This window comes from Azospirillum isscasi (assembly GCF_030849505.1).
Lineage (GTDB): Bacteria > Pseudomonadota > Alphaproteobacteria > Azospirillales > Azospirillaceae > Azospirillum > Azospirillum isscasi.
In genome coordinates, this window is sequence record NZ_JAUJFI010000001.1 from 15,950 (window position 1) to 38,780 (window position 22,831).

Here is a 22,831-nt window from a genome sequence, read left to right on the forward strand (position 1 = left end):
CTCGTTACTCCCCCGCCGGCGCGATCAGGCCGGCGGCGACGGCGAACTGGAAAAGCCCACGCGGGGCGGTGTTCTCAAGCCGGTCCGTGGGCTCCACGCCCAGCAGCTCCAGGCCGCGGACGTAGCGGCGGCACAGCGCGCCCTCGCCGATCAGCAGCAGCGGGCGGCCCTCGTGCAGATCGTTCCGCAGGTGGGCGAGACCGGAGGTCAGCTCATGCCCGATCAGCAGGCCGGACAGGTAATCCTTCAAAAGCTCCGCCGTCATGCGGCGGGTGATGCCCAGCGTGCGCGCGGCGAAGAGCTGGTGCGTCAGGTCGCCCGGCCCGCTGGCCTGCGCCGCCCGCACGCCCTCGGCAAAGGCGGCGTCGGACTCGGCGGCGTCCGGGGCGGCGTCCGCCGGCATCAGCCGGCCCAGGATGGAGTGCTTGCACAGCACGGCGAAAACCTCGCCGGTCATGTAGGTGGAGAAGCGGGTCATCCGCCCGCCCACGATCTCCACCCATTTCGAATGGGTGCCGGGCAGCACCATGCAGGCGTCGCGGCCCCAGTCGGGACGGTCGGCCAGCACGCCGGCGATCTGGATCTCCTCGCCGCGCAGGATGTCCGGCGGGCCGCTCGGCGGGTCGTAGAGAACGCCCGGAGCGATCAGGATGCGCGCCCCCGACGCGCTGTCCACCGCGATGGCCTGGGACGCCAGCGTGGCCGTGTCGGCGGGACAGCGGACATAGGGCGCCTCGCGCCAGCCCTGGGCGCTGCCGACCATGCCGCCGGCCACCACCGGCAGGCCCGGGTGGGCGGACAGCCAGCCGCCGCACAGGTCGGTGAAGGCCTGCTCGAAGCCGGAAATGCCCGGCATCGGCAGGTTCTGGATGCCGTGCGCGTTGGCGCGCTGGTCCAGCACGCGCCCGGCGCGGTCCATCAGGAAGCCGCGCAGGCTGGAGGTTCCCCAGTCGAGGGCGATCAGCGATGCCCCGACGCCCGTTCGTCCCGTTTCCATCCCAAATCCTTTGAAATCGCGTCGGCGACCGCCCGGACGACCGGTCCAAGCTCCTCCATCCGTTCGTCCGGCATGTAGGGCACGGCGCTCGCCACGCTGATGGCGGCGACCACCTGATTGCGGACGTCACGGATCGGCGCGCCGACGCAGCGGATGCCGATTTCGTTTTCTTCGAGGTCGAAGGACCAGCCGCGCTCCACATAGGCGGCCAGCCGGAATTCAAACTCCGGCCAGGGCGCCAGCGGGGGCCGCTCCGGCGCCGCCGCGGTCAGCCGCAGCGCGTGGTCGTAGAGCTCCCGCCAGCGCTCGCGCGGCAGGCCGAGGAGAAGCGCCTTGCCCAGCCCCGTGGAGGCCAGCGGCATGCGCAGGCCGATGCGCGACCGCATCTCCAGCCCGCGCGTGTTCGGAATCTTGTCGAGGTAAAAGACCTCCACCCCCTCGACCACGCCGAGATGGACGGTGTCGCCGGTGCGGCGGGCCAACTCCTCGATGTGCGGGCGGGCGATGGCAACCAGCGGGCGCTGTTCCAGCGCGCGCATGCCGAGCGCGATCAGCTTCGGCCCCAGCAGATAGCCCTTGTAGGGAACGTGATGCAGGTAGCCGTCCTGCGTCAGGCTGTTGAGCATCCGGTGGGTGGTGCTGCGCGGGGTGCCCAGCCGGGCGGCGATGCCCTTCACGTCGCCGACGCCCGCCGCCACGCATTCCAGGAGGGCGAGGCCGCGCATCAGCGTTTGGGTTCCGGACGCCTGCGGCTTCTCCGGAGACTCCTGTGCATCGAGCGGATTTGCTCCGATGCCGGCCATATTCTCCCCCCTGCGTTTTTGCCCGGTATCTGGCATATCAGTTTCCACCACTTTATGAATACGCCCGTAGTGTGTCAAATAAATTTCTTGTTGTCCATATAGTGAGACAGTTGCCCGTCATCTTGATCGGCGTGGTGCCATTACCCATCTGATCCTGTGAGGCGACCGGGGCCGCGCATGGTGCGGGCCACGCAGGCCGTCTTCCCGCGCCTTCGGAAAGGGCGGGAACCATTACGAACGGAGTGCCTGATGGACTTCGGTCTGTTCACCGACCGTGCGCGCGGCGTCATCCAGGCTGCGCAACTGGCGGCTCTCGCCGGACGCCACCAACAGCTCGTCCCCGAACATCTCGTGAAGGCCCTGGTCGAAGACGCCGACAGCGTGCCCGCCAAGCTGATCCGCGATGCCGGCGGCGACCCCGAGCTGTTGAAGACCGCCGCCGAGGAAACCCTGAATCGCCAGCCCCGCGTGGACGGCGAAGGGCCGCACCCGATCTTCATGTCCCCGGCGCTCGCCGGCGTGCTCCAGGGCGCCGTCGAATCGGCGCGCGGGGCCGGCGACAGGTTCGTCACGCCGGAACGGCTTCTGGAATCGCTGGCCGCCCAGGACGGTTCCATGCGCGCGCTGTTCCACCGCGCCGGAATCGATCCCGCGGTGCTGGCCGAGGGCGTCGAGTCGCTGCACCGCAAGCGCCCCGCCGACCGGCAGGAGGATTCCCAGATGGGCGAGGCGCTCGCCAAATACGCCCGCGACCTGACGGAGGAAGCGCGGCAGGGCCGTCTCGATCCGGTGATCGGGCGCGACGACGAGATCCGGCGGACCATCCAGGTCCTCGCCCGGCGCACCAAGAACAACCCCGTCCTGATCGGCGAGCCCGGCGTCGGCAAGACCGCCGTGGTCGAGGGGCTGGCCCAGCGGCTGGCGTCCGGCGACGTTCCGGAGGGGCTGAAGGACCGCCGCGTCCTGGCGCTCGACCTCACCGCGCTGCTGGCCGGCGCCAAGTTCCGCGGCGACTTCGAGGAGCGGCTGAAGGCCGTCCTGGCGGAGGTGCAGCAGGCCGCGGGCCGCATCATCCTGTTCATCGACGAGTTGCACTCGCTGATCGGCGCCGGCCGCACGGACGGCGCGATGGACGCCGCCAACATGCTGAAACCCGCGCTGGCGCGCGGCGAGCTGCGCTGCGTCGGCGCCACCACGCCGGACGAGTACCGCAAATACATCGAAAAGGACGCGGCGCTCGCCCGCCGCTTCCAGCCGGTGAACGTGGACGAGCCGTCGGACGAGGACGCCGTGTCGATCCTGCGCGGCATCAAGGGCAAGTACGAGGTGCACCACGGCGTGCGCATCGCCGACGCGGCGGTGGTCGCGGCGGTGCAGCTCTCCGCCCGCTACATCGCCGACCGCCGCCTGCCCGACAAGGCCATCGACCTCGTGGACGAGGCGGCCAGCCGCCTGCGCATGGCCATCGACAGCAAGCCGGAGGCGCTCGACGCCGTCGGGCGCCGCGTCGCCCAGCTCAAGATCGAGCGTGAGGCCCTGAAGGCGGAACCCGATACCGCGTCCCAGGAGCGGCTGCACAAGCTGGAGGCCGAACTTGCGGTGGACGAGGCGAAACTGACCGCCATGGAGGAGGACTGGCGCGTCGGCCAGTCCCGCCGCACCGAGGGCCGCCGTCTGAAGGAGGAACTGGACCAGGCCCGCACGAAGCTGGAGCACGCGCAGCGCGACGGCGACTGGGCCAAGGCCGGCGAGTTGGCCTACGGCGTCATCCCCGACCTGGAGAAGCGCCTGGCCGAGGCCGAATCCCGCGCCAACGCGGAGCGGGAGGAGGTGACGGCGAAGGACATCGCCGCCGTCGTCACCCGCTGGACCGGCATCCCGGTGGACCGCATGCTGGACAGCGAGCGGCAGCGGCTGAAGGGCATGGAGGACCGGCTGGCCGAGCGCGTCGTCGGTCAGGCGGAGGCGGTGCGCGCCGTGTCGAAGGCGGTGCGCCGGGCGCGGGCCGGGCTGAAGGACCCGAACCGTCCCACCGGCTCCTTCCTGTTCCTCGGGCCGACCGGCGTCGGCAAGACGGAGCTGGCGAAGGCGCTCGCCGCCTTCCTGTTCGACGATGAGAACGCGGTCACCCGCGTCGACATGTCGGAGTATATGGAGAAGCACTCCGTCGCCCGCATGATCGGCTCGCCTCCGGGTTATGTCGGCTATGACGACGGCGGCACGCTGGCCGAGAAGATCCGGCGCCGGCCCTATCAGGTCGTCCTGCTGGACGAGGTGGAGAAGGCCCACCCGGACGTGCTGAACGTGCTGCTCCAGGCGCTCGACGACGGGCGGCTGACCGATGGGCAGGGCCGCACGGCGGACTTCCGCCACGCGATCCTGATCATGACGTCGAACCTGGGGGCGGACGCCCTGACGGCGCTCGGCGAGGACGACAGCCTGGAGGGGGCGCGGATCGAGGTGATGGACGCGGTGCGCCGCGCCTTCCGGCCCGAGTTCCTGAACCGGCTGGACGACGTGCTGATCTTCCGCCGGCTGGGGCGCGAGCAGATGGCCCACATCGTGGACATCCAGCTTGCCCGCGTCGCGGACCGTCTGGCGGAGCGCGGCCTGTCCCTGACCGCCGACGACGCGGCCCGCGCCCGGCTGGCCGACCTCGGCTGGGACCCGGCCTTCGGCGCCCGTCCATTGAAGCGGGCGGTGCAGAGTCTGGTGGAGGACCCCATCGCCGAGCGTCTGCTCGACGGCGAGGTGGACGAACGCTCGACCCTGCACCTGTCGGCGCGGGATGGCCGGCTGACGCTGGACGGCGTTTCGGTCGAGGAGGACCGCGCCACCGGCTTCAAGGCCCCCGAACGCCCGCCGCTGGGCTTCGCCCTGACGGGCGGCGGCGGGCGCAGCGCCGCGGTTCACTGAGCGGCCAGCCTTTGCCCCCTCCCTAACCCTCTCCTGCGCAGCGGGGGAGGGCGGGAGTGGGGACGAAGGCAGCGTCGCGTCAGGTGCGCTGACGCTCCGGCACCATCAGCCAGCGCGCCAGGGCGTAGAGGTTCAGCACCACATAGACCGCGGCCCCGACCACCCCCATGATCAGCCCGCCAAGCTGCTGGTCGGCCAGGGCGGACAGGCCCCAGGGCGCGGTCGTCACCAGATGGTGGACGAACAGCGGTTGCGGCGCGAAGATCAGCAGCGCCGCCAGAATGGCAAGATGCACCGAGGTGCCGAAGGCCGACAGCAGCCCCCGCGCCCGCATCGCCGCCCCCTCCGGCACCAAAACCGCCCGCCACGCGGCGACGGCGCCGATCAGCAGGCTGCCGTGCATGACCCACAGCACCGCGTCGGAGCGGAGAGCCGCCATGTAGGGTCCCGGCAGGTGCCACACCCACAGGAACAGGCCGAACAGCCCCCAGGCGATCTCCGGAATCCCCAGGGATTTCCGCAACCATGCCGGCCAGCGCACCGCCCCCGCCGGCCAGGACAGGACCAGCAGAGGCGCGGCCACCTGGATCGTCAGGAGATGCTGGACGACCCGCGCCGAGAACAGGGCGGAGGTCAGGTTGCACAGCGGCGACACGAAGGCGGCGAACAGCACCAGCCACCCCGCGGCGAAGCACCAGGGCTGGTGACGCTCCATCCCTGCCCTACGCCGATGCACCACCGTGGCGTATCCGGCAGCGGCCAGGGCGAAGACGGCGAGCAAAACCGGATCGCCGTTCCAGGCGCTCCAGAATTCCTCCGGCACCGGCGGAGGACCGCAATAGGGGATGACGGATGGCGGCGTTTCGAAGGGCACGGCTGGACCTCCCTCGGTCGATGCCGTGTAAAACCGGAAAAGCCGCTGGTGTTCCCGGCCTCAGGCCCGCTCGGCGCTTTCGATCAGGTCGGTGCGCCCGATGCGGCGCAGCGAGGCTTCCAGCCGCGTGTCGTCCTCGCGGATTTCCCGCAGGGTGCGCAGCGTGAAGACGACATGCGCCTCCGCCGCCGCCCGCGCGCCTTCGGCGTCGCCCGCCACCACCGCGTCGGCGATGGCCAGATGCTGGTTCAGCAGCAGGTCGCGCACGCCGGGCCGCGTGTAGAGCCGGTCGCGGTTGTAGAACACGTCGTTGCGCAGCATTTCCGACAGGGCGCCCATGATGTGCAGCATCACCGTGTTGTGCGCCGCCTCGTAGATGGCGAGGTGCAGTTGCGCATCGACGTCCGCCTCCTCCGTGGGATCGTCCTGCCCGTGGGTCGCCTTCATCCGGTCGGCCAGCCCGCGGATGGCCGTGCGGTCGAGGTCGGTCGCCCGTTGCGCGGCCAGCCCGGCGGCGGTCGCCTCGATGGAACTGCGGAACTCCAGATAATGAAAGGCCGTCTCGGGATCGGCCTGCAGCAGCGCCGCCAGCGGGGCGGCGATGGGAGCCAGGAATTGGGCGATGTGGGTGCCGTTGCGTCCGGAGACAAGCAGTCCGCGCTCCTCCAGCTTTTCCAGGGCGTCGCGCAGCGACGGGCGCGAGACGTCCAGCTTCAGCGCCAGATCCCGTTCCGGCAGCAGCTTTTCCCCCGGACGCAGAACGCCCTCGCGGATGAGCGTTTCCAGATGATCCGCGATGGCGTCCGCCAGTTTGGCCGGCTTTATCATTCCCTTGCCCTGCATCCGCAGCAATCCCGCCTGATTCCGCCCGCCTGATCCTGAAAGCTAGATATCGTCACGGCTTTCGCACGTCCAGCCCCACCAGACCCCGCGACACTGTTTCCAAGCCGCTCCGCCGCCGAACTGGTCAGGTGGTAATACCACGAGCAACAAAAAGTCCCTGGCCCCGCTGACGGTAAATTGAATTTTCCCTATTGCCAACCATGGCGACCCAATGTATCCGTGCTGAGCCTTTGGTCACTTTTTTTGACCGGAGCCCAACCCAACAAAAAACTGATCTCCACAGTCCACGGGCTGCGGAACGAAAATCGGCGCGCGTCCGGATAAGACGCGCGGGTCCGGGTTCCATTCACGGTCGCTGGCCAAAAAGCAGTACCGAGAATCGCGGCATAGGAAGGAAACATGCAGCCCTGGACACAAGTCTACGATCCCGCGGGTAACCTTTGGCTTTCGGCACTTGTGGCCGCGTTGCCGATCATTTTCTTCTTCATCGCGCTGACGGCCCTGCGCATGAAGGGCCACGTCGCGGGCACCATCACCGTCGCCATTTCGCTGGCCGTCGCCATCCTGTTCTACCAGATGCCGGTCGGCATGGCCCTGGCATCCGCCGGCTACGGCTTCCTGTATGGTCTGTGGCCCATCGCCTGGATCATCGTGGCCGCCGTGTTCCTCTACAAGATCACGGTCAAGACCGGCCAGTTCGAGATCATCCGCTCGTCGGTGGTGTCGATCACCGAGGACCAGCGTCTTCAGATGCTGATGGTCGGCTTCTCCTTCGGCGCCTTTCTGGAAGGGGCCGCGGGCTTCGGCGCGCCGGTCGCCATCACGGCGGCGCTGCTGGTCGGGCTGGGCTTCAACCCGCTCTACGCCGCGGGTCTCTGCCTGATCGCCAACACCGCCCCGGTGGCCTTCGGCGCCATGGGCATTCCGATCATCGTCGCCGGTCAGGTCACCTCGCTCGACCCGTTCAAGATCGGCGCGATGGCCGGCCGCCAGCTTCCGCTGCTGTCCGTCTTCGTGCCCTTCTGGATCATCATGATCATGGACGGCTGGAAGGGCGTGCGCGAGACCTGGCCCGCCATCCTGGTCGCCGGCGGCACCTTTGCCGTCACCCAGTACTTCACCGCCAACTTCATCGGGCCCGAGCTGCCGGACATCACCTCCGCTCTGGTCAGCCTCGTCAGCATCACCGTCTTCCTGAAGTTCTGGAAGCCGAAGGCCATCTTCCGCTTCGCCAACTCCCCGCTGGCCGGCGCTCCGGTGCCGCAGTCGGTCGGCGCCATGGCGACCAGCGAGTTCAACGCCTCGCGCAGCTACAGCGCCGGCGAGATCGCCAAGGCGTGGTCGCCCTTCCTGATCCTGACCGTGATCGTCACGATCTGGAGCCTGAAGCCCTTCAAGGCCCTGTTCGCCAAGGGCGGCGCGCTGGCCGACACCGTGCTGTACTTCCCGATCGCCGGGCTGGACAAGCTGGTGCTGAAGGCCGCCCCGATCGTCGCCTCGCCGAAGCCCATCGACGCCGTGTACAAGCTGGACCTGCTGTCGGCCACCGGCACGGCCATCCTGATCTCCGCGATCGTCACGATGGTCATGCTGAAGATGCGCCCCGCCGACGGCGTGAAGACCTTCGTCGAGACGGTCAGCGAGCTGAAGCGCCCGATCTACTCGATCGGCATGGTTCTGGCCTTCGCCTTCATCGCCAACTACTCGGGCCTGTCCTCCACGCTGGCGCTTCTGCTGGCCGGCACGGGCTTCCTGTTCCCGTTCTTCTCGCCGATCCTGGGCTGGCTGGGCGTGTTCCTGACCGGGTCCGACACGTCGAGCAACGCGCTGTTCTGCGGCCTCCAGGCCACCACGGCGCAGCAGGTGGGCGTGTCCGACGTGCTGATGGTCGCGGCCAACACGACCGGCGGCGTCACCGGCAAGATGATCTCCCCGCAGTCGATCGCCGTGGCCTGCGCCGCGGTGGGTCTGGTGGGCCGCGAGTCCGAGCTGTTCCGCTTCACCGTGAAGCACAGCCTGTTCTTCGTCGCGATCATCGGCGTCATCACCATGATCCAGGCCTACATCCTGCCCTGGATGATCCCGTAAGCGGTCACATGAATCCCCTCTCCCGTCCCGGGAGAGGGTGCCCGCGAAGCGGGCGGGTGAGGGTACAGCCAAGGATCAGGCGCTTGATTCTTGGACGCACCCTCACCCTCCCCGCGCGTCGCGCGGGTCCCTTCCCTCTCCCGGGACGGGAGAGGGACGTTTACTCCTGCCGAGCTTTATTCCCTACGGCGCCGCTCGGCCTTCCATCCGGCCGGGTGGCGCCGTTTTCTTTTGCATTGCCCCACCGCACTGCGGGGGCGTTTGGTCAATTGATTTTACCATTGCGGTCCTCAAGCAAATCGATTATCCGACCTGTAGGCTGCGGCAGATAAGAAGCGGTCCACCAGACCGGCGGAAACAAAATTTCCCCAGCCACGCGCAACCCGGACCGGCGATCACGGAGGAGTCGTCGCGCGGTCCCAGATCCGGAGGCCCCGAGAACCGATGCTGCCCGCGCCCTATGACCGCCTGCACGCGGCCCTCCGGGAGTTCATGCCGGACGAACGCCTCGTCACCGACCCGCTGCGCACGCTGGCCTACGGCACGGACGGCAGCTTCTACCGCCTGATCCCGAAGATCGTCGCCATCGTCGAGGCGGAGGGCGAGGTGGTGCGGCTGCTGAACCTCTGCCGGGAGCTGAAGACCCCGGTGACCTTCCGCGCCGCCGGCACCAGCCTGTCCGGTCAGGCGGTGACGGACTCCGTCCTGGTCCTGCTGGGCGACGGCTGGCGCGGCTGCACCATCCCGCCGGGGGCGGCGACGGTCACGCTCCAGCCCGGCGTCATCGGGGCGGAGGCGAACCGCAAGCTGGCCCCCTTCGGGCGCAAGATCGGGCCGGACCCGGCCTCCATCGCCACCGCCAAGATCGGCGGCATCGCGGCGAACAACGCCAGCGGCATGTGCTGCGGCACCGCGCAGAACAGCTACCGCACGCTGGCCTCCATGCGGCTGGTGCTGGCCGACGGCACGCTGCTGGACACCGGCGACGCGGCCAGCCGCGCGGCCTTCGCGGCCAGCCACGGCGCCCTGCTGTCCGGCCTGTCGGATCTGGCCGCCCGCACCCGCGCGGATGAAAAGCTGGCCGAGCGCATCCGCAACAAGTTCCGCATCAAGAACACCACCGGCTACAGCCTGAACGCCCTGGTGGACTTCGAGGAACCCGTCGAGATCCTCCAGCACCTGATGATCGGGTCGGAGGGCACGCTCGGCTTCCTGTCCGAGATCACCTACAACACGGTGCCGGAGCACGCCCACAAGGCGAACGCCCTGCTGATGTACCCGGACATCGGGGAAGCCTGCCGCGCCGTCGCGCTGATGAAGCCGACGCCGGTCTCGGCGGTGGAGCTGATGGACCGCGCGTCGCTCCGCTCCGTCGAGGGCAAGCCGGGCATGCCGGACTTCATCGGCGGTCTGGGGCCGGACGCCTCCGCCCTGCTGGTGGAGATCCGCGGCGAGGACGCGGCGGCGCTCGACGCCAACATCGCCGCGGTCAGCGCGGTGATCGCCCAGACCCGCACCCTGTTCGAGCCGGCCTTCACCACCGACGCCAAGCTGGGCGAGAGCTACTGGAAGATCCGCAAGGGCCTGTTCCCGGCGGTCGGCGCCATGCGCAAGGTCGGCACCACGGTCATCATCGAGGACGTGGCCTACCCGCTCGACCGGCTGGCCGAGGCGACGGTGGAACTCCAGGAGATGTTCCTGACGTTCGGCTACACCGAGGCGATCATCTTCGGCCACGCGCTGGAAGGGAACCTGCATTTCGTCTTCACCCAGGCTTTCGACACCGACGAGGAGGTGGACCGCTACCGCCGCTTCATGGACGCGGTGTGCGATCAGGTGGTGCGCAAGTACGACGGCTCGCTGAAGGCGGAGCACGGCACGGGCCGCAACATGGCCCCCTTCGTGGAGATGGAGTGGGGTCCGCAAGCCTACGGCCTGATGAAGGAGATCAAGGCGCTGCTCGACCCGCAGGGCCTGCTGAACCCCGGCGTCATCCTGAACGACGACCCCGAGGCGCATCTCAAGAACCTGAAGGCGATGCCCGCCGCCCACCCGCTGGTAGACACCTGCATCGAGTGCGGCTTCTGCGAGCCGACCTGCCCGTCGCACAAGCTGACGCTTTCCCCCCGCCAGCGCATCGTCGGCTGGCGCGAGATCTCCCGGCTGGAGGCCACGGGAGCCGACGCGGCACGGCTCAATGCGCTGCACGACGCCTACGATTACCAGGGCATCGACACCTGCGCGGCCTGCGGGCTCTGTTCCACCGCCTGCCCGGTGGGGATCGAGACGGGGCTGCTCATCAAGGCGCTGCGCGGCGACCGCCGCGGCGCGGTGGCCCAGGGCTTCGGCAATTACGTCGCCGGCCACACCGCCGGGGCGCTGTCGGTTGCCCGCGCCGGCCTGAAGCTGGCCGATCTGGCCAAGCGGACGCTGGGCAACGACACGGCGAATTCCCTGTTCGAGGGGCTGCGCAACGTGACCGGGCAACGCCTGCCGCACCTGCCCCGCGCCCTGCCCACCCCGACCAATTTCACCCCGCTGCCTCAGCCCAAGGCGTCCGCCGACGCCCCGACCGTGGTCTATGTGCCGAGCTGCACCAGCCGCAGCATGGGCCCCGCCGCCGACGATCCGGAAAAGACCCCGCTGCCGGTGAAGGTGGAGGCCCTGTTCCAGAAGGCCGGCTACCGCGTCGTCTATCCGGAGCAGCTGTCCTCGCTGTGCTGCGGCATGCCGCTGGAGAGCAAGGGCCTCGCCGCACAGGCCGACGCCAAGGCGGAGGAGATGGTGCGCGCCATCTGGGCGGCCAGCGCCAACGGCACCGCCCCGGTGGTCCTGGACACCAGCCCCTGCTCCTTCCGGCTGAAGAAGCATCTGAAGGACGCCGGGCTCCAGGTCCTGGATCTGGTGGAGTTCATCCACGACCACCTGCTCGACCGGCTGACCTTCACCAGGCAGACGGAACCGGTGGTCCTGCACCTGACCTGCTCGACCCGCCGCATGGGGCTGGACGGCAAGATGAAGGCGGTGGCCGCGGCCTGCGCCACCCAGGTGGTGGTGCCGGAGGACGTCGGCTGCTGCGGTTTCGCGGGCGACAAGGGCTTCACCACGCCGGAACTCAACGCCCACGCCCTGCGCCACCTGTCCAAGGACATCCCCGCGGGGGCCAAGGCCGGCTATTCGAACAGCCGGACCTGCGAGATCGGGCTGTCCGATCACTCCGGCTTGCCGTACCGTTCCATCGTCTATCTGGTCGATGCCTGCACGACGCCGAAGGCTCCCGCCCCGGCATCCTCGCGCGCGTCGGAACCCGCGTTCTGACGCGGGAGGGAGGAAAAACATGACCCACGACGGCACCATAAGCCGCCCCGAAAGCGTGTACTTCTTCGGCACCTGTCTGGTGGACCTGTTCTATCCGGAGGCCGGCATGGCCGGCATGGAGCTGCTGAAGGCGCAAGGCATCCGCGTCGTCTTCCCGCAGGGGCAGAGCTGCTGCGGCCAGCCCGCCTACAATTCCGGCTACCGGGAGGAGGCGCTGAAGGTCGCCCGCGCGCAGCTCGACTATTTCCCCGGCGACTGGCCCATCGTCGTGCCGTCGGGCTCCTGCGCCGGCATGATGAAGAAGCACTGGCCCGACCTGTTCAAGGGCGAGCCGGACGAGGCCCGCGCCTGTCAGGTGGCGTCCCGCGTGTGGGAGCTGACCCAGTTCCTCGTCCAGGTCCTGAACGTGACGTTCGAGGACCAGGGACCGCCGGTGAAGATCACTTGGCACGCCTCCTGCCACGCCCAGCGCGAAATGGGCGTGACCGACGAGCCCAAGGCCCTGCTGCGCCAGCTCGCCAACGTTGAGTTGGTCGAGTTGCAGCGGGAGAAGGAATGCTGCGGCTTCGGCGGCACCTTCGCCGTCCGCCATCCGGAGATCTCCGCCGCCATGGTCGGCGACAAGGTGGCGGACATCGAGAACACCGGGGCCAAGGCCGTGGTGTCCGGCGACTGCGGCTGCCTGATGAACATCTCCGGCGCGCTGGAAGGCGGCAAGAAGCCCGTCCGCGGCGTCCACATCGCCCAGTTCCTGAAGGAGCGCACCCATGGGTGAGACCGCCTTGAAAACCAATGGCGTGAACTTCGCCAAGGCATCCAGCGCGGCGCTTCAGGACCAGCAGCTCCGCGGCAACTTCCGCCGCGCCATGGACGGGCTGATGTCCAAGCGCGCGGTGCAGTTCGCCGACACCGCCGAGTGGAACGGGGTCCGCGCGCTCGGCACCTCGGTCCGCCTGCGCGCCCTGTCCAAGCTGCCGGAATTGCTGGAGAAGCTGGAAGCCAACTGCACCCGCAACGGCATCCAGGTCCATTGGGCCTCCACCACCGACGAGGCCAACGCCATCGTCCTGTCCATCATGCAGCGCGTGAACGCCAAGCTGGTGGTCAAGGGCAAGTCGATGGTGTCGGAGGAGATGCACCTCAACGCCTTCCTGGAAAAGCACGGCATCGAAAGCCTGGAAAGCGACCTCGGCGAATACATCGTTCAGCTTGATGAGGCGATGCCCTCGCACATCATCATGCCGGCGATCCACATGAACACCAAGCAGATCGCCCATCTGTTCAAGCAGAAGATCAAGGAGGCGGAATACACGGAGGACGTGGCCCAGCTCACCGACCTCGCCCGCCGCGTCCTGCGCAAGAAGTTCGCGACCGCCGATGTCGGCATCTCCGGCGTCAACATGGCGGTGGCGGAAACGGGCACGCTCTGCCTGGTGGAGAACGAGGGCAACGGGCGCATGAGCACCACCGTGCCGCCCGTTCACATCGCCGTCATGGGCCTGGAAAAGGTCGTGGAGAAGCTGGAGGACGTGCCGCCGGTCATCAGCCTGCTGACCCGCTCCGCCACCGCCCAGCCGATCACCACCTACGTCAACATGATCTCCAGCCCCCGCAAGGAGGGCGAGAAGGACGGCCCGAACGAGATCCATCTGGTGATCCTCGACAACGGGCGGTCCGGCATCTACGCCGACGAGGAGCTGCGCAACACGCTGCGCTGCATCCGCTGCGGCGCCTGCATGAATCACTGCCCGGTCTACACCAAGGTCGGCGGCCACGCCTATCAGGCGCCCTACCCCGGCCCCATCGGCTCGATCCTGATGCCGCAGGTGGAAGGGCTGGAGAAGCGGGGCGAGTTGCCGCACGCCTGCACCATGTGCAACGCCTGCGTCGAGATCTGCCCGGTCAAGATCCCCATCGTGGAGATCATGGGCCGCCTGCGCTCGGAAGCCGTCCACCCCGGCGATGCCGTTAAGGGTGCCGGGTCGCACGCCAGCAAGGCGGAAGCCATGGTATGGAAGGGCTGGTCGATGACCTACGCCTCCCCGCTGGCCTACCAGTTCGCCACGGCGCTCCTGGCGAAGCTGGGCAACGCCGCTCCGACCAGCCTGCCGCTGCTGAAGGAGTGGACGAACGTGCGGTCCAAGCCGCGCTTCGCCACCCGCACGCTCCACGCCCTCGCCCGCGAGAAGGGAATTCCCGATGTCTGAGTCGAGAAACGCGATCCTGGGCAAGCTGCGCGCCGGGCGCGACGCCCATCCTCTGACCCCGCCGGAGTCCGACTTCGCCGTCCTGCGCAACAAGCGCTGGGAAGGTGCGGAACGGCTGGAGCGCATCAAGCGCATGATGGAGGCCGTGCACACGGAATTCCTGGAGACGACGGAGGCCGACTGGCCCGCCGACGTCCAGGCGTTCCTGACGGCGCAGGGCACCCGCAACCTGCTGTTCGGACCGGCGACCGGGGCCGGTGCGCGCCTGTCGTCCGAATGGACGGCGGGCGGGCCGGAACTGGTCCCCTACGCCGACCGGGTGGAGACCTTCAAGGAACGGCTGTTCGACGGCATCGACGCCGGCATCACCACGACGTTGGGGGCCATCGCCGACACCGGCAGCCTGATCGTCTGGCCGACGCCGGAGGAACCGCGGCTGATGTCGCTGGTGCCGCACATGCATCTGGCGCTGCTGCGCGCCGACGCGCTGTACGACACCTTCTGGCAGGCGATGACCGAGAACCGCTGGGCGGACGGCATGCCGACCAACGCCCTGCTGATTTCCGGCCCGTCGAAGACGGCGGACATCGAGCAGACGCTGGCCTATGGCGTTCACGGGCCGAAGCGGCTGGTGGTCGTCATCGTCCGGTAGGTTTTAAAGGCCGACCATCGGCTTAGCCCTCACCTAACCTCCCCCGCCGGGCGGGGGAGGGACTGCCGTCGCCTTTGCGAACAAGCACCTGCTCCCTCCCCCGCCCGGCTCTCGCGCAAACCGGAGGTTTGCGCTGACGCGGCAGGCGGACCTTCGGTCCGCCGAGAGCGGGAAAGGGTTGGGGCGGAAGCCCTCTTACTCGGCCTTGCCGTTGACGGCGTCCTTGAGGGCCTTGCCGGCGGAGAACTTCGGCGCCTTGGAGGCGGCGATCTTGATCTCCGCACCGGTCTGCGGGTTGCGGCCCGTGCGCTCGCCGCGCTCGGCGATCTCGAACTGGCCGAAGCCCGGCAGCTTGACCGTCTCCCCCTTGACCAGCGCGTCCTGCAGGCTTTCCAGAACCGCGTCCAGCGCCTTGCCGGCGTCGGCCTTGGTGCCGCCCAGCTTGCCGGCGATCGCGTCGATGAGATCGGCCTTCGTCATTCCCAGTTCCCCTTGTTCGTGGCGGAACCCCAGCATCTTCCAGGGCTCCAGGCGCCTCTGACCTACCCTGACGGGCGTCCGCGCGCAAGATGCTCCCGCCCGGAATCGACCGGGCGCGACGCTGTGACCCGCAAATTTCCCGATGGACGCCGGTATCAGGCGACCAGAGCGGCCTTGACCAGCACGGCGGCGCTTTCCGTGGTGTCGCGCTTGTCCAGCTTCTTGGCGACTTCCTCGATCTCGGCCACCGGCATGACGCGGCGGGCCTGCTTGGCCGCGGTGACGAGACGGCGCTGCGCCAGACGGACCTGATCGCCCAGCTCGGTCAGCGTCTGGTAGGCCTTGCGGCGAGCCTGGGTGTCGATGCTGCCGCTCGTCTCGGTCGCGCGTTCGGTCGCAGCAGCCAGATCCTTGCACGACTGGAGGTACGTGGAGATGGCGTCCGTCAGAAGACGGCGGGCCTCGGTCCGGGGATCGGCGGGGCTGCTGCTCGACGTGGAAAGAGACACTTCACTCTGCTCCTTGATGCTGCGTGTGACACACGACTGTAACAGGCCGTGAAAAATGGGCGGAGTGGCCGCCATTGTCCAGCGGACTTGCGCATCCCCTGACCGCCTGGACAGGATAATCCGGTTCAGGGCACCTGCTTCTTCTCCAGCTTGCGCGCCAGCGTCCGCCGGTGCATGCCCAGGCGGCGGGCCGTTTCGGAGATGTTGAAGCCGGTTTCCGCCAGGGTTTCGTGGATGCGCTCCCATTCCAGCGTCTTCAGCGAGGTCGCCCGCGCGGCCAGCGCGATGGACGGATCGCCCTCCGTCCGTTCGAAGGCGGCCTCGATGTCGTCGGTGTTGGACGGCTTGGCGAGGTAATGGCAGGCGCCCAGCTTGATCGCCTCGACCGCCGTGGCGATGCTGGCGAAGCCGGTCAGCACGACGATCCGCGTCTCCGGGTCGTGGGCGTGCAGCTCCCTCACGCATTCCAGGCCGGAGCCGCTGCCCAGCTTCAGATCCACCACCGCGTAGGCCGGCGGCACCGCCTCCAGCAGCGCCCGCAGCCCGTCCAGGCTGTCGCACCAGTGCACGCGGTAGCCCCGGCGCTCGAAGGAGCGGCGCAGGACCTTGGCGAAGGCGGCGTCGTCCTCCACCAGGACGAGGGAACGGTCAGTCTCCATGGATCTCTCCCGCGGACAGGGCGGCCAGCGGCAGGGTCATGGTGACGGAGGCGCCGCCCCCGGCGCGGTTGCGCGCGGCGACCGTGCCGCCCAGCTTGCGCACCACGTTGACCACCAGGAACAGCCCCAGCCCGCCGCCGGGCCGCCCCTTGCTCGACCGGTAGGGTTTGCCGAATTCCGCCAGCATGCTGTCCTCGAAACCGGGGCCGGCGTCGTTGACCGTCAGGACGAGGCTGTCCCCCTGCCGCCCGGCGGCGACGCCGACCCAGCCGGGGGAAACCTCCAGCGCGTTGTCCAGCACGTTGAAGATCACCTGCTTCAGGGCGAGGTCGGAGACGATCCCCTCCCGCGAGCGGACGCTGTTGTCGTAATCGACGCAGGCGGGGGAGCGGCTGGCCTTCCACTCCTCCACCAGATCGTCGAGGAAGGCGGTCACGGTGGTGCGCAGCGTCCCCTCCCCCCGCGCCTCGCCGGAGGACAGCAGGATGCCGGAGACGATGGCCTTGCAACGGTCGATCTGGTTCTGCATCTCCGCGATGTCCTCGGCCATGTCGGGATCGGCCTTGATGGCGGGCATCCGCCGCCAGTCGTTCACGATCACCGACAGGGTGGCGAGCGGCGTCCCCAGCTCGTGCGCGGCGCCGGAGGCCAGAAGACCCAGCCGCACGACGTGGTCCTCCTCCATGGAGCGCTGGCGCAGGTCGGCCAGATGGGCGTCGCGGGCGCGCAGGTTGCGGGTGATCCGGGTGATGAAGGGGACGATCAGGCTGGCCGTCAGCACGAAGCAGAGGAACATGCCCTGGATGTGCAGGCCCAGCAGAAGCCCCTCCTGCCCCGGCGGCAGTTCCAGCGGGCGGTAGGCGCCGATCAGCCAGGTGAAGCAGGCGGTGGCGACCAGGACCAGCGCCCAGGCCGACCACGCCTCCAGCAGCACCGCCCCCAGCGTGATCTGAAGAAGGTAAAGCGAGATGAAGGGGTTCGACGCGCCGCCGCTGAGGTAGAGCTGCACCGTCAGGGCCGACACGTCGATCAGCAGCTCCAGGAAAAGCTGCGTGTTGGACACCGAGGTCTGCCGGCGCAGGTGGAGCATGCTGACGATGTTCAGCCCGACCAGGAACAGGATCACCGCGCCCATCTGATCGAGCGGCAGGGCGATGCCCATCTGGTAATGCACGATCAGGATCGTCACCACCTGCCCGGCGACGGCGAGCCAGCGCAACTGCACCAGCAGGAACAGGTTCTTCTTGTCGGTGGTGTCGCGCACGGGAAACGTCTGGCCCTTCGCCGGCTTCGTTCGGTCCCACCCTATATGGGCACAAGGCCGCCGCTTGGCAGCCTTAGCACAAAAGAAGCCGGATGGAAGCACCGGCAAACAGCGGCCTCCACCCGACGAAAAACCATGAAGAAAAAACGAGTATCCGGTTCAGCGCCGGCGCCGCCATTCACTGCGCGCGACATAGAGCGCGGCGGCGATCAGCATCAGATCCAGCGCGAACCACGTCAGCGCATACACGAGGTGGTTGTTCGGGAACTTCAGGACGGTCAGCCCGCCGACCGGGTAGCCGCCCTCCGGGCTGGCCTCCGCGTCGATGAAGTAGGGGGCCGCCTCCGTCACGCCGCGGGCGGCGGCGATGGCCGCGACGTCCCGCGAATACCAGCGGTCCTGCGCGGGGTCGTTGGAGCGCAGGAAGCCGCCTCCCGGCTCCGTCACCCGCAGCAGGCCGATGACGGTGGTGTCTTCGGCGATCAGCCCGGCGGCGCGGCTGTCGGTGCTGCGCCGTTCGGGCGGCACGAAGCCGCGGTTGACCAGGACAGTGAATCCCTGGTCGGTGCGGAAGGGGGTCAGCACCCAGAATCCGCCGCCCCGCCCGGTCACCGCCTGGACCAGCGTTTCCCCGTCGTTCAGGAAACGCCCGGTCACGCTGACCCGCCGGTATTCCTGGCTGGCCGCGGTGACGGCGGGCCAGGCGTCCGGGCCGGGGGCCGGAACGGGGGCGGCCTGCGCCCGTTCCTCCACCCGCCGGATGAGGTCCTGCTTCCAGGCCAGCCGCTCGACCTGCCAGACGCCGAGCGACGTGAGGACGGCGACGCCCGCCAGCGCCAGGACGCCGAGCAGGACGAGCCCCCGGCGCGGACGGAGCGTCGCCGGGCCGGTCACGGCAACTGGCTCGGGTCGTGCATCGGCATCATGTTGGTGTTCAGGTGGTACATCACCCACAGCGAACCGGCCAGCATGATGACCACGACGATGATCGTGAAGATCAGCGACAGCATGGTCCAGCCGCCTTCCGCCCGCCCGTTCATATGCAGGAAGAAGATCATGTGCACGACGACCTGGACCGCGGCCAGCGCCATGATCGCGATCGCGGTCATGTTCTTGTCCAGGATCGTCCCGTCCATGACCAGCCAGAAGGGAATGACCGTCAGGATCACCGACAGGACGAATCCGATCATGTAGCTGCCGAGCGTGCCGTGGGCGTGCCCGTCATCGGCGTGCCCATGATGCGCGTCGTGACCGTGATGTTCGGCGTGAGGGGTCATCGCAGCATTCCCATCAGATAGACGAAGGTGAAGACGCCGATCCAGATGACGTCCAGGAAGTGCCAGAACAGGCTGAGGCACATCAGGCGCCGCCGGTTGGCCGGGATCAGGCCGCGCTTGTTGACCTGCACCATCAGCGTCACCAGCCAGACGAGGCCGAAGGTGACGTGCAGCCCGTGGGTGCCGACCAGCGTGAAGAAGGACGACAGGAAGGCGCTGCGCTGCGGGGTCGCCCCGAGGTGGATGAAGTGGGCGAATTCGTACAGCTCGATCGCCAGGAAGGCGGCGCCGAACAGGCCGGTCACCGCCAGCCAGAGCTGCGTCTGCGACACCCGCCCCTTCTCCATCGCCAGCATGGCGAAGCCGTAGGTGATGGAGGAGAACAGCAGCATGGCGGTGTTCAGCGCCACCAGCGGCAGGTCGAACAGATCCTTGGGCGCCGGCCCGGCGGCGTAGTTGCCGCCGAGCACGCCGTAGGTCGCGAACAGCACCGCGAAGATGAGGCAGTCGCTCATCAGGTAGATCCAGAAGCCCAGCATGGTGCTGGAGCCTTCGGGATGCGCGTGCTCGTCCGCCACATGGAAGACCGGAGCCTGTTGGGCGCGGCTCCGTTCGGCTGTCAGGGTCGTGGTCATGGTCATGCCTTACACCTGCCCGGAGAGGAGCCGGGTCCGCTCGTTCTCGGTCCGCACGACCACATCCGCCGGGATGTGGAAGTCGCGGTGATAGTTGAAGGTGTGGTGGATGGCCGCCGCCAGCAGGGCGACGAAGCTCACCGCGGCCAGCCACCAGATGTACCAGACCAGCGCAAAGCCCAGGACCACGCTGATCCCGGCCAGGATCACGCCCGTGCCGCTGTTGCTCGGCATGTGGATCGCCCTGAAGCCGCCCAGCGGACGCTTGTAGCCGCGCTTCTTCATGTCCCACCAGGCGTCGTTGTCGTGGATCATCGGCGTGAAGGCGAAGTTGTAGTCCGGCGGCGGCGAGGAGGTCGCCCATTCCAGCGTGCGCCCGTCCCACGGGTCGCCGGTGCGGTCCACCAGTTCCCGGCGCTTCCAGACGCTGACGGCGATCTGGACCAGGAAGGCGCCGATGCCCGCCGCGATCAGGACAGCGCCGAAGGCCGCGATCTGGAACCAGATCTGGAGCGACGGGTCCTCGAACACGCGCAGGCGGCGGGTGACGCCCATCAGACCCAGGACGTAGAGCGGCATGAAGGCGAAGTAGAAGCCGATCACCCAGCACCAGAAGGACACCTTGCCCCAGAAGGGCTCCAGCCGGAAGCCGAAGGCCTTGGGCCACCAGTAGTAGATGCCGGCGAACAGGCCGAACAGCACGCCGCCGATGATGACGTTGTGGAAGTGGGCGATCAGGAACAGGCTGTTGTGCAGCACGAAGTCCGCCGGCGGAACGGCCAGCAGAACGCCCGTCATGCCGCCGATCACGAAGGTCAGCATGAAGGCGACGGTCCACATCATCGGCAGCTCGTACCGGATGCGCCCGCGGTACATGGTGAACAGCCAGTTGAAGATCTTCGCACCCGTCGGGATCGAGATGATCATCGTCGTGATGCCGAAGAACGAGTTCACGCTGGCGCCCGACCCCATGGTGAAGAAGTGGTGCAGCCACACCAGGTAGGACAGGATCGTGATGACCACCGTCGCATAGACCATGGAGGTGTAGCCGAACAGCTTCTTGCCCGAGAAGGTCGAGGTGACTTCCGAGAAGATGCCGAAGACCGGCAGGATCAGGATGTAGACCTCCGGATGGCCCCAGATCCAGATCAGGTTCACGTACATCATCGGGCTGCCGCCGAGATCGTTCGTGAAGAAGTTCGTGCCGACATAGCGGTCCAGCGACAGCAGGACCAGCGTGGCGGTCAGGATCGGGAAGGAGGCAACGATCAGCACGTTGGTGCAGAGCGACGTCCAGGTGAAGACCGGCATCTTCATCATGGTCATGCCGGGGGCGCGCATCTTGACGATGGTGCAGATCAGGTTGATGCCGGACAATGTCGTTCCGACACCGGCGATCTGCAACGCCCAGATGTAATAGTCCACACCCGTCTCGGGGCTGTAGGCGATGTTGGACAGCGGCGGATAGGCCAGCCAGCCGGTGCGCGCGAACTCGCCGACGAACAACGAGACCATGATCAGCACCGCACCGCCCACCGTCATCCAGAAACTGAAATTGTTCAGGAACGGGAAGGACACGTCGCGGGCGCCGATCTGCAGCGGCACCACGTAGTTCATCAGGCCCGTGACGAAGGGCATCGCCACGAAGAAGATCATGATGACGCCGTGGGCGGTGAAGATCTGGTCGTAATGGTGCGCGTTGAGGTAGCCCTCGCTGCCGCCGAAGGCGATGGCCTGCTGGAGGCGCATCATGATCGCGTCGGCGAAGCCGCGCAGCAGCATGATCAGGCCCAGCACCATGTACATGATGCCGATGCGCTTGTGATCGACGGTGGTGAACCACTCCTTCCAGAGATAGCCCCACAGCCGGAAATAGCTCAGCGCCGCGACCAGCGCGATGCCGCCCAGCACGACCGCGACGAAGGTCGCGACCACGATGGGCTCGTGATAGGGGAAGGACTCCAGGGTCAGGCGCCCGAAGAGCGGATGGGTAGCGACGGTCGATGTGTCGATCATGGCAGTTGGCATGGCGGTTGGCCGCTCACGGATTGGCCGTCGTCCGCGGCCCGAACACGGGGGCGGGCGCGGAGATCGGCGTGAAGGAGGAGCGCGGCAGACCCGCGCCGGAAATCGGGGACGACTCGATGGGAGCGTTCGGGCCGCCCACGGACTCGACGACGCGGCCGGTCAGCTCTTCGGTCGAGCAGATGCCCGCCACATAGACCGGCGCCGGGCCGAGCACGGCGGTGCCGCGGCGGACCCGCTTGTCGTGCATCAGCGGCATCACGTTGTCGATGCCCGCCAGACCGAGACCGCCCTTGGCGTCGATGGCCGCCATGTCGTGCATGCACATCTTGCCCGGCTCCACGCACATGCCGACGATGGCCTTGAACAGGCCCGGATCGACGGAACCGTAACGGCGCACCGGCTCGTTCTCGCTGGGGCGTTCAAGCTGGAGGTAGCCGTTGCGGTCCAGCGTGCCGCCGCCCGCCCTGATGTCCGCCACCCACTTGTCGAAGCCGTCGCCGGCCAGACCGTGGAAGGTGAAGCGCATGTGCGAGAAGCCGGCGCCGCTGTAGTTGGCGGAGAAGCCCTTGAAGCTGCCCGGCTCGTTGATGACGGCGTGCAGCTTCGTCTCCATGCCGGCCATGGCGTAGATCTGCCCGGCCAGAGCGGGGATGTAGAAGGAGTTCATCACCGTGGAGGAGGTGATGCTGAAGCGGATCGGGCGGTCCACCGGGGCGGCCACCTCGTTCACCGTGGCGATGCCGTATTCCGGGTAGATGAACAGCCACTTCCAGTCCAGCGCCACCACGTTGACGTCCAGCGTCTTCGCGTCGGCGGGAACCGGACGCCCGGCGGCGATGCGGTCCAGCGGGCGGTAGGGGTCGAGCAGGTGGGTCGCCATCCAGGTGAGGGCGCCCAGGCAGATGATGATGAGCAGCGGGGCCGCCCAGATGACCAGTTCGAGCTGCGTCGAATGGTCCCAGTCCGGATCGTACTTGGCCGTGCTATTCGACTGGCGGTAGCGCCACGCGAACAGCACCGTCAGCACCATCACCGGCACGATGATGAGAAGCATCAGCAGGGTGGAAATGGTGATGAGGTTGGCCTGTTGGCTCGCCACGTCGCCGGACGGGCTCATCACCACGAGGTTGCAGCCACTCAGCGCCGCCATCAGCGGCAGCAGGGCCAGGGTGCGGAAACGGGTCAAGGCAGGACCTGTCGGCAGGGGTTCGCTTCGGATTTGGGGGAAGAGCTAACCCCCACGGCGCAGGTCGGACATTGGACAATTTGTCCAATGCGCCG

Annotated in this window: 19 protein-coding genes; 6 read left to right on the plus strand and 13 right to left on the minus strand. The window is 68.0% G+C overall.

What is annotated here, in order from left to right; all coding sequences use genetic code 11:
• Nucleotides 1-4: 4 nt before the first annotated feature.
• Together QSG27_RS00090 and QSG27_RS00095 are read right to left on the minus strand one after the other, a co-directional pair.
• The gene (locus QSG27_RS00090) at nt 5-997 is read right to left on the minus strand and encodes a 2-dehydro-3-deoxygalactonokinase (RefSeq protein WP_306703063.1); all 993 of its coding nucleotides are present in this window, start codon (nt 995-997) and stop codon (nt 5-7) included.
• The gene (locus QSG27_RS00095; RefSeq protein WP_306703064.1) at nt 961-1,800 is read right to left on the minus strand and encodes an IclR family transcriptional regulator; all 840 of its coding nucleotides are present in this window, start codon (nt 1,798-1,800) and stop codon (nt 961-963) included. Before QSG27_RS00095 ends, QSG27_RS00090 begins: the two co-directional genes overlap by 37 nt.
• 249 nt (nt 1,801-2,049) lie before the next feature.
• Here QSG27_RS00095 and clpB point away from each other — a divergent pair, with 249 nt between their 5' ends.
• The gene (gene clpB, locus QSG27_RS00100; protein WP_306703065.1) at nt 2,050-4,716 is read left to right on the plus strand and encodes an ATP-dependent chaperone ClpB; all 2,667 of its coding nucleotides are present in this window, start codon (nt 2,050-2,052) and stop codon (nt 4,714-4,716) included.
• A 79-nt stretch (nt 4,717-4,795) separates the two neighbouring features.
• Here the strand turns inward: clpB and QSG27_RS00105 are convergent, their stop codons facing one another.
• The gene (locus QSG27_RS00105) at nt 4,796-5,590 is read right to left on the minus strand and encodes a cytochrome c oxidase assembly protein (RefSeq protein ID WP_306703066.1); all 795 of its coding nucleotides are present in this window, start codon (nt 5,588-5,590) and stop codon (nt 4,796-4,798) included.
• A gap of 60 nt (nt 5,591-5,650) precedes the next feature.
• Complete coding sequence (locus QSG27_RS00110; protein WP_306703067.1) at nt 5,651-6,418, minus strand: FCD domain-containing protein; 768 nt, start codon at nt 6,416-6,418, stop codon at nt 5,651-5,653.
• A 414-nt stretch (nt 6,419-6,832) separates the two neighbouring features.
• On the opposite strand from QSG27_RS00110, the gene lldP reads away from it, so the two are divergent.
• The 5 genes from lldP (at nt 6,833) to QSG27_RS00135 (ending at nt 14,698) form a co-directional block, all read left to right on the plus strand.
• Nucleotides 6,833-8,521 carry an L-lactate permease gene (gene lldP, locus QSG27_RS00115; RefSeq protein WP_306703068.1) on the plus strand — a complete coding sequence of 563 codons (1,689 nt, stop codon included), beginning with the start codon at nt 6,833-6,835 and terminating at the stop codon, nt 8,519-8,521.
• A gap of 444 nt (nt 8,522-8,965) precedes the next feature.
• A complete protein-coding gene (locus QSG27_RS00120; RefSeq protein WP_306703069.1) occupies nt 8,966-11,839 on the plus strand; it encodes an FAD-binding and (Fe-S)-binding domain-containing protein in 2,874 nt (957 codons plus the stop codon).
• A gap of 19 nt (nt 11,840-11,858) precedes the next feature.
• The gene (locus tag QSG27_RS00125) at nt 11,859-12,614 is read left to right on the plus strand and encodes a (Fe-S)-binding protein (protein ID WP_306703070.1); all 756 of its coding nucleotides are present in this window, start codon (nt 11,859-11,861) and stop codon (nt 12,612-12,614) included.
• A complete protein-coding gene (locus QSG27_RS00130; protein ID WP_306703071.1) occupies nt 12,607-14,046 on the plus strand; it encodes a LutB/LldF family L-lactate oxidation iron-sulfur protein in 1,440 nt (479 codons plus the stop codon). The genes QSG27_RS00125 and QSG27_RS00130 overlap by 8 nt, the downstream gene beginning before the upstream one ends.
• A complete protein-coding gene (locus QSG27_RS00135; RefSeq protein WP_306703073.1) occupies nt 14,039-14,698 on the plus strand; it encodes a LutC/YkgG family protein in 660 nt (219 codons plus the stop codon). The genes QSG27_RS00130 and QSG27_RS00135 overlap by 8 nt, the downstream gene beginning before the upstream one ends.
• Before the next feature lie 195 nt (nt 14,699-14,893).
• On the opposite strand, the gene QSG27_RS00140 is transcribed toward QSG27_RS00135, so the two are convergent.
• The 9 genes from QSG27_RS00140 to cyoA all read right to left on the minus strand — a co-directional run bounded on the left by QSG27_RS00140 (nt 14,894) and on the right by cyoA (nt 22,736).
• Nucleotides 14,894-15,178: an HU family DNA-binding protein gene (locus QSG27_RS00140; RefSeq protein ID WP_014241890.1), complete on the minus strand. Its 285-nt coding sequence runs from the start codon at nt 15,176-15,178 to the stop codon at nt 14,894-14,896.
• 155 nt (nt 15,179-15,333) lie between these two features.
• Nucleotides 15,334-15,687, minus strand: coding sequence for a hypothetical protein (locus tag QSG27_RS00145; protein ID WP_306703078.1), 354 nt, complete (start codon nt 15,685-15,687; stop codon nt 15,334-15,336).
• A gap of 125 nt (nt 15,688-15,812) precedes the next feature.
• Nucleotides 15,813-16,346 carry a response regulator transcription factor gene (locus QSG27_RS00150; RefSeq protein ID WP_306703079.1) on the minus strand — a complete coding sequence of 178 codons (534 nt, stop codon included), beginning with the start codon at nt 16,344-16,346 and terminating at the stop codon, nt 15,813-15,815.
• On the minus strand, nt 16,336-17,610 hold the full coding sequence (locus QSG27_RS00155; RefSeq protein ID WP_306703080.1) for an ATP-binding protein: 1,275 nt from the start codon (nt 17,608-17,610) through the stop codon (nt 16,336-16,338). The genes QSG27_RS00150 and QSG27_RS00155 overlap by 11 nt, the downstream gene beginning before the upstream one ends.
• Before the next feature lie 159 nt (nt 17,611-17,769).
• Nucleotides 17,770-18,504: an SURF1 family protein gene (locus QSG27_RS00160; protein ID WP_306703081.1), complete on the minus strand. Its 735-nt coding sequence runs from the start codon at nt 18,502-18,504 to the stop codon at nt 17,770-17,772.
• Nucleotides 18,501-18,887, minus strand: a complete 387-nt coding sequence (gene cyoD, locus QSG27_RS00165; RefSeq protein WP_306703082.1) for a cytochrome o ubiquinol oxidase subunit IV — start codon at nt 18,885-18,887, stop codon at nt 18,501-18,503. Before cyoD ends, QSG27_RS00160 begins: the two co-directional genes overlap by 4 nt.
• Nucleotides 18,884-19,528, minus strand: coding sequence for a cytochrome o ubiquinol oxidase subunit III (cyoC, locus tag QSG27_RS00170; RefSeq protein ID WP_456062058.1), 645 nt, complete (start codon nt 19,526-19,528; stop codon nt 18,884-18,886). Before cyoC ends, cyoD begins: the two co-directional genes overlap by 4 nt.
• Before the next feature lie 3 nt (nt 19,529-19,531).
• The gene (cyoB, locus tag QSG27_RS00175) at nt 19,532-21,538 is read right to left on the minus strand and encodes a cytochrome o ubiquinol oxidase subunit I (RefSeq protein ID WP_306703083.1); all 2,007 of its coding nucleotides are present in this window, start codon (nt 21,536-21,538) and stop codon (nt 19,532-19,534) included.
• Between the two features lie 25 nt (nt 21,539-21,563).
• Complete coding sequence (gene cyoA, locus QSG27_RS00180; RefSeq protein WP_306703084.1) at nt 21,564-22,736, minus strand: ubiquinol oxidase subunit II; 1,173 nt, start codon at nt 22,734-22,736, stop codon at nt 21,564-21,566.
• Nucleotides 22,737-22,831: the final 95 nt, after the last annotated feature.

What these genes read in the sequence shown, in the direction of transcription:
- QSG27_RS00090 (WP_306703063.1), bottom strand. Translation starts at nt 997, where the DNA reads ATGGAAACGGGACGAACGGGCGTCGGGGCATCGCTGATCGCCCTCGAC.
- QSG27_RS00095 (WP_306703064.1), bottom strand. Translation starts at nt 1,800, where the DNA reads ATGGCCGGCATCGGAGCAAATCCGCTCGATGCACAGGAGTCTCCGGAG.
- clpB (WP_306703065.1), top strand. Translation starts at nt 2,050, where the DNA reads ATGGACTTCGGTCTGTTCACCGACCGTGCGCGCGGCGTCATCCAGGCT.
- QSG27_RS00110 (WP_306703067.1), bottom strand. Translation starts at nt 6,418, where the DNA reads ATGATAAAGCCGGCCAAACTGGCGGACGCCATCGCGGATCATCTGGAA.
- lldP (WP_306703068.1), top strand. Translation starts at nt 6,833, where the DNA reads ATGCAGCCCTGGACACAAGTCTACGATCCCGCGGGTAACCTTTGGCTT.
- QSG27_RS00120 (WP_306703069.1), top strand. Translation starts at nt 8,966, where the DNA reads ATGCTGCCCGCGCCCTATGACCGCCTGCACGCGGCCCTCCGGGAGTTC.
- QSG27_RS00125 (WP_306703070.1), top strand. Translation starts at nt 11,859, where the DNA reads ATGACCCACGACGGCACCATAAGCCGCCCCGAAAGCGTGTACTTCTTC.
- QSG27_RS00130 (WP_306703071.1), top strand. Translation starts at nt 12,607, where the DNA reads ATGGGTGAGACCGCCTTGAAAACCAATGGCGTGAACTTCGCCAAGGCA.
- QSG27_RS00135 (WP_306703073.1), top strand. Translation starts at nt 14,039, where the DNA reads ATGTCTGAGTCGAGAAACGCGATCCTGGGCAAGCTGCGCGCCGGGCGC.
- QSG27_RS00140 (WP_014241890.1), bottom strand. Translation starts at nt 15,178, where the DNA reads ATGACGAAGGCCGATCTCATCGACGCGATCGCCGGCAAGCTGGGCGGC.
- QSG27_RS00150 (WP_306703079.1), bottom strand. Translation starts at nt 16,346, where the DNA reads ATGGAGACTGACCGTTCCCTCGTCCTGGTGGAGGACGACGCCGCCTTC.
- cyoD (WP_306703082.1), bottom strand. Translation starts at nt 18,887, where the DNA reads ATGACCCCTCACGCCGAACATCACGGTCACGACGCGCATCATGGGCAC.
- cyoC (WP_456062058.1), bottom strand. Translation starts at nt 19,528, where the DNA reads ATGACCATGACCACGACCCTGACAGCCGAACGGAGCCGCGCCCAACAG.
- cyoB (WP_306703083.1), bottom strand. Translation starts at nt 21,538, where the DNA reads ATGATCGACACATCGACCGTCGCTACCCATCCGCTCTTCGGGCGCCTG.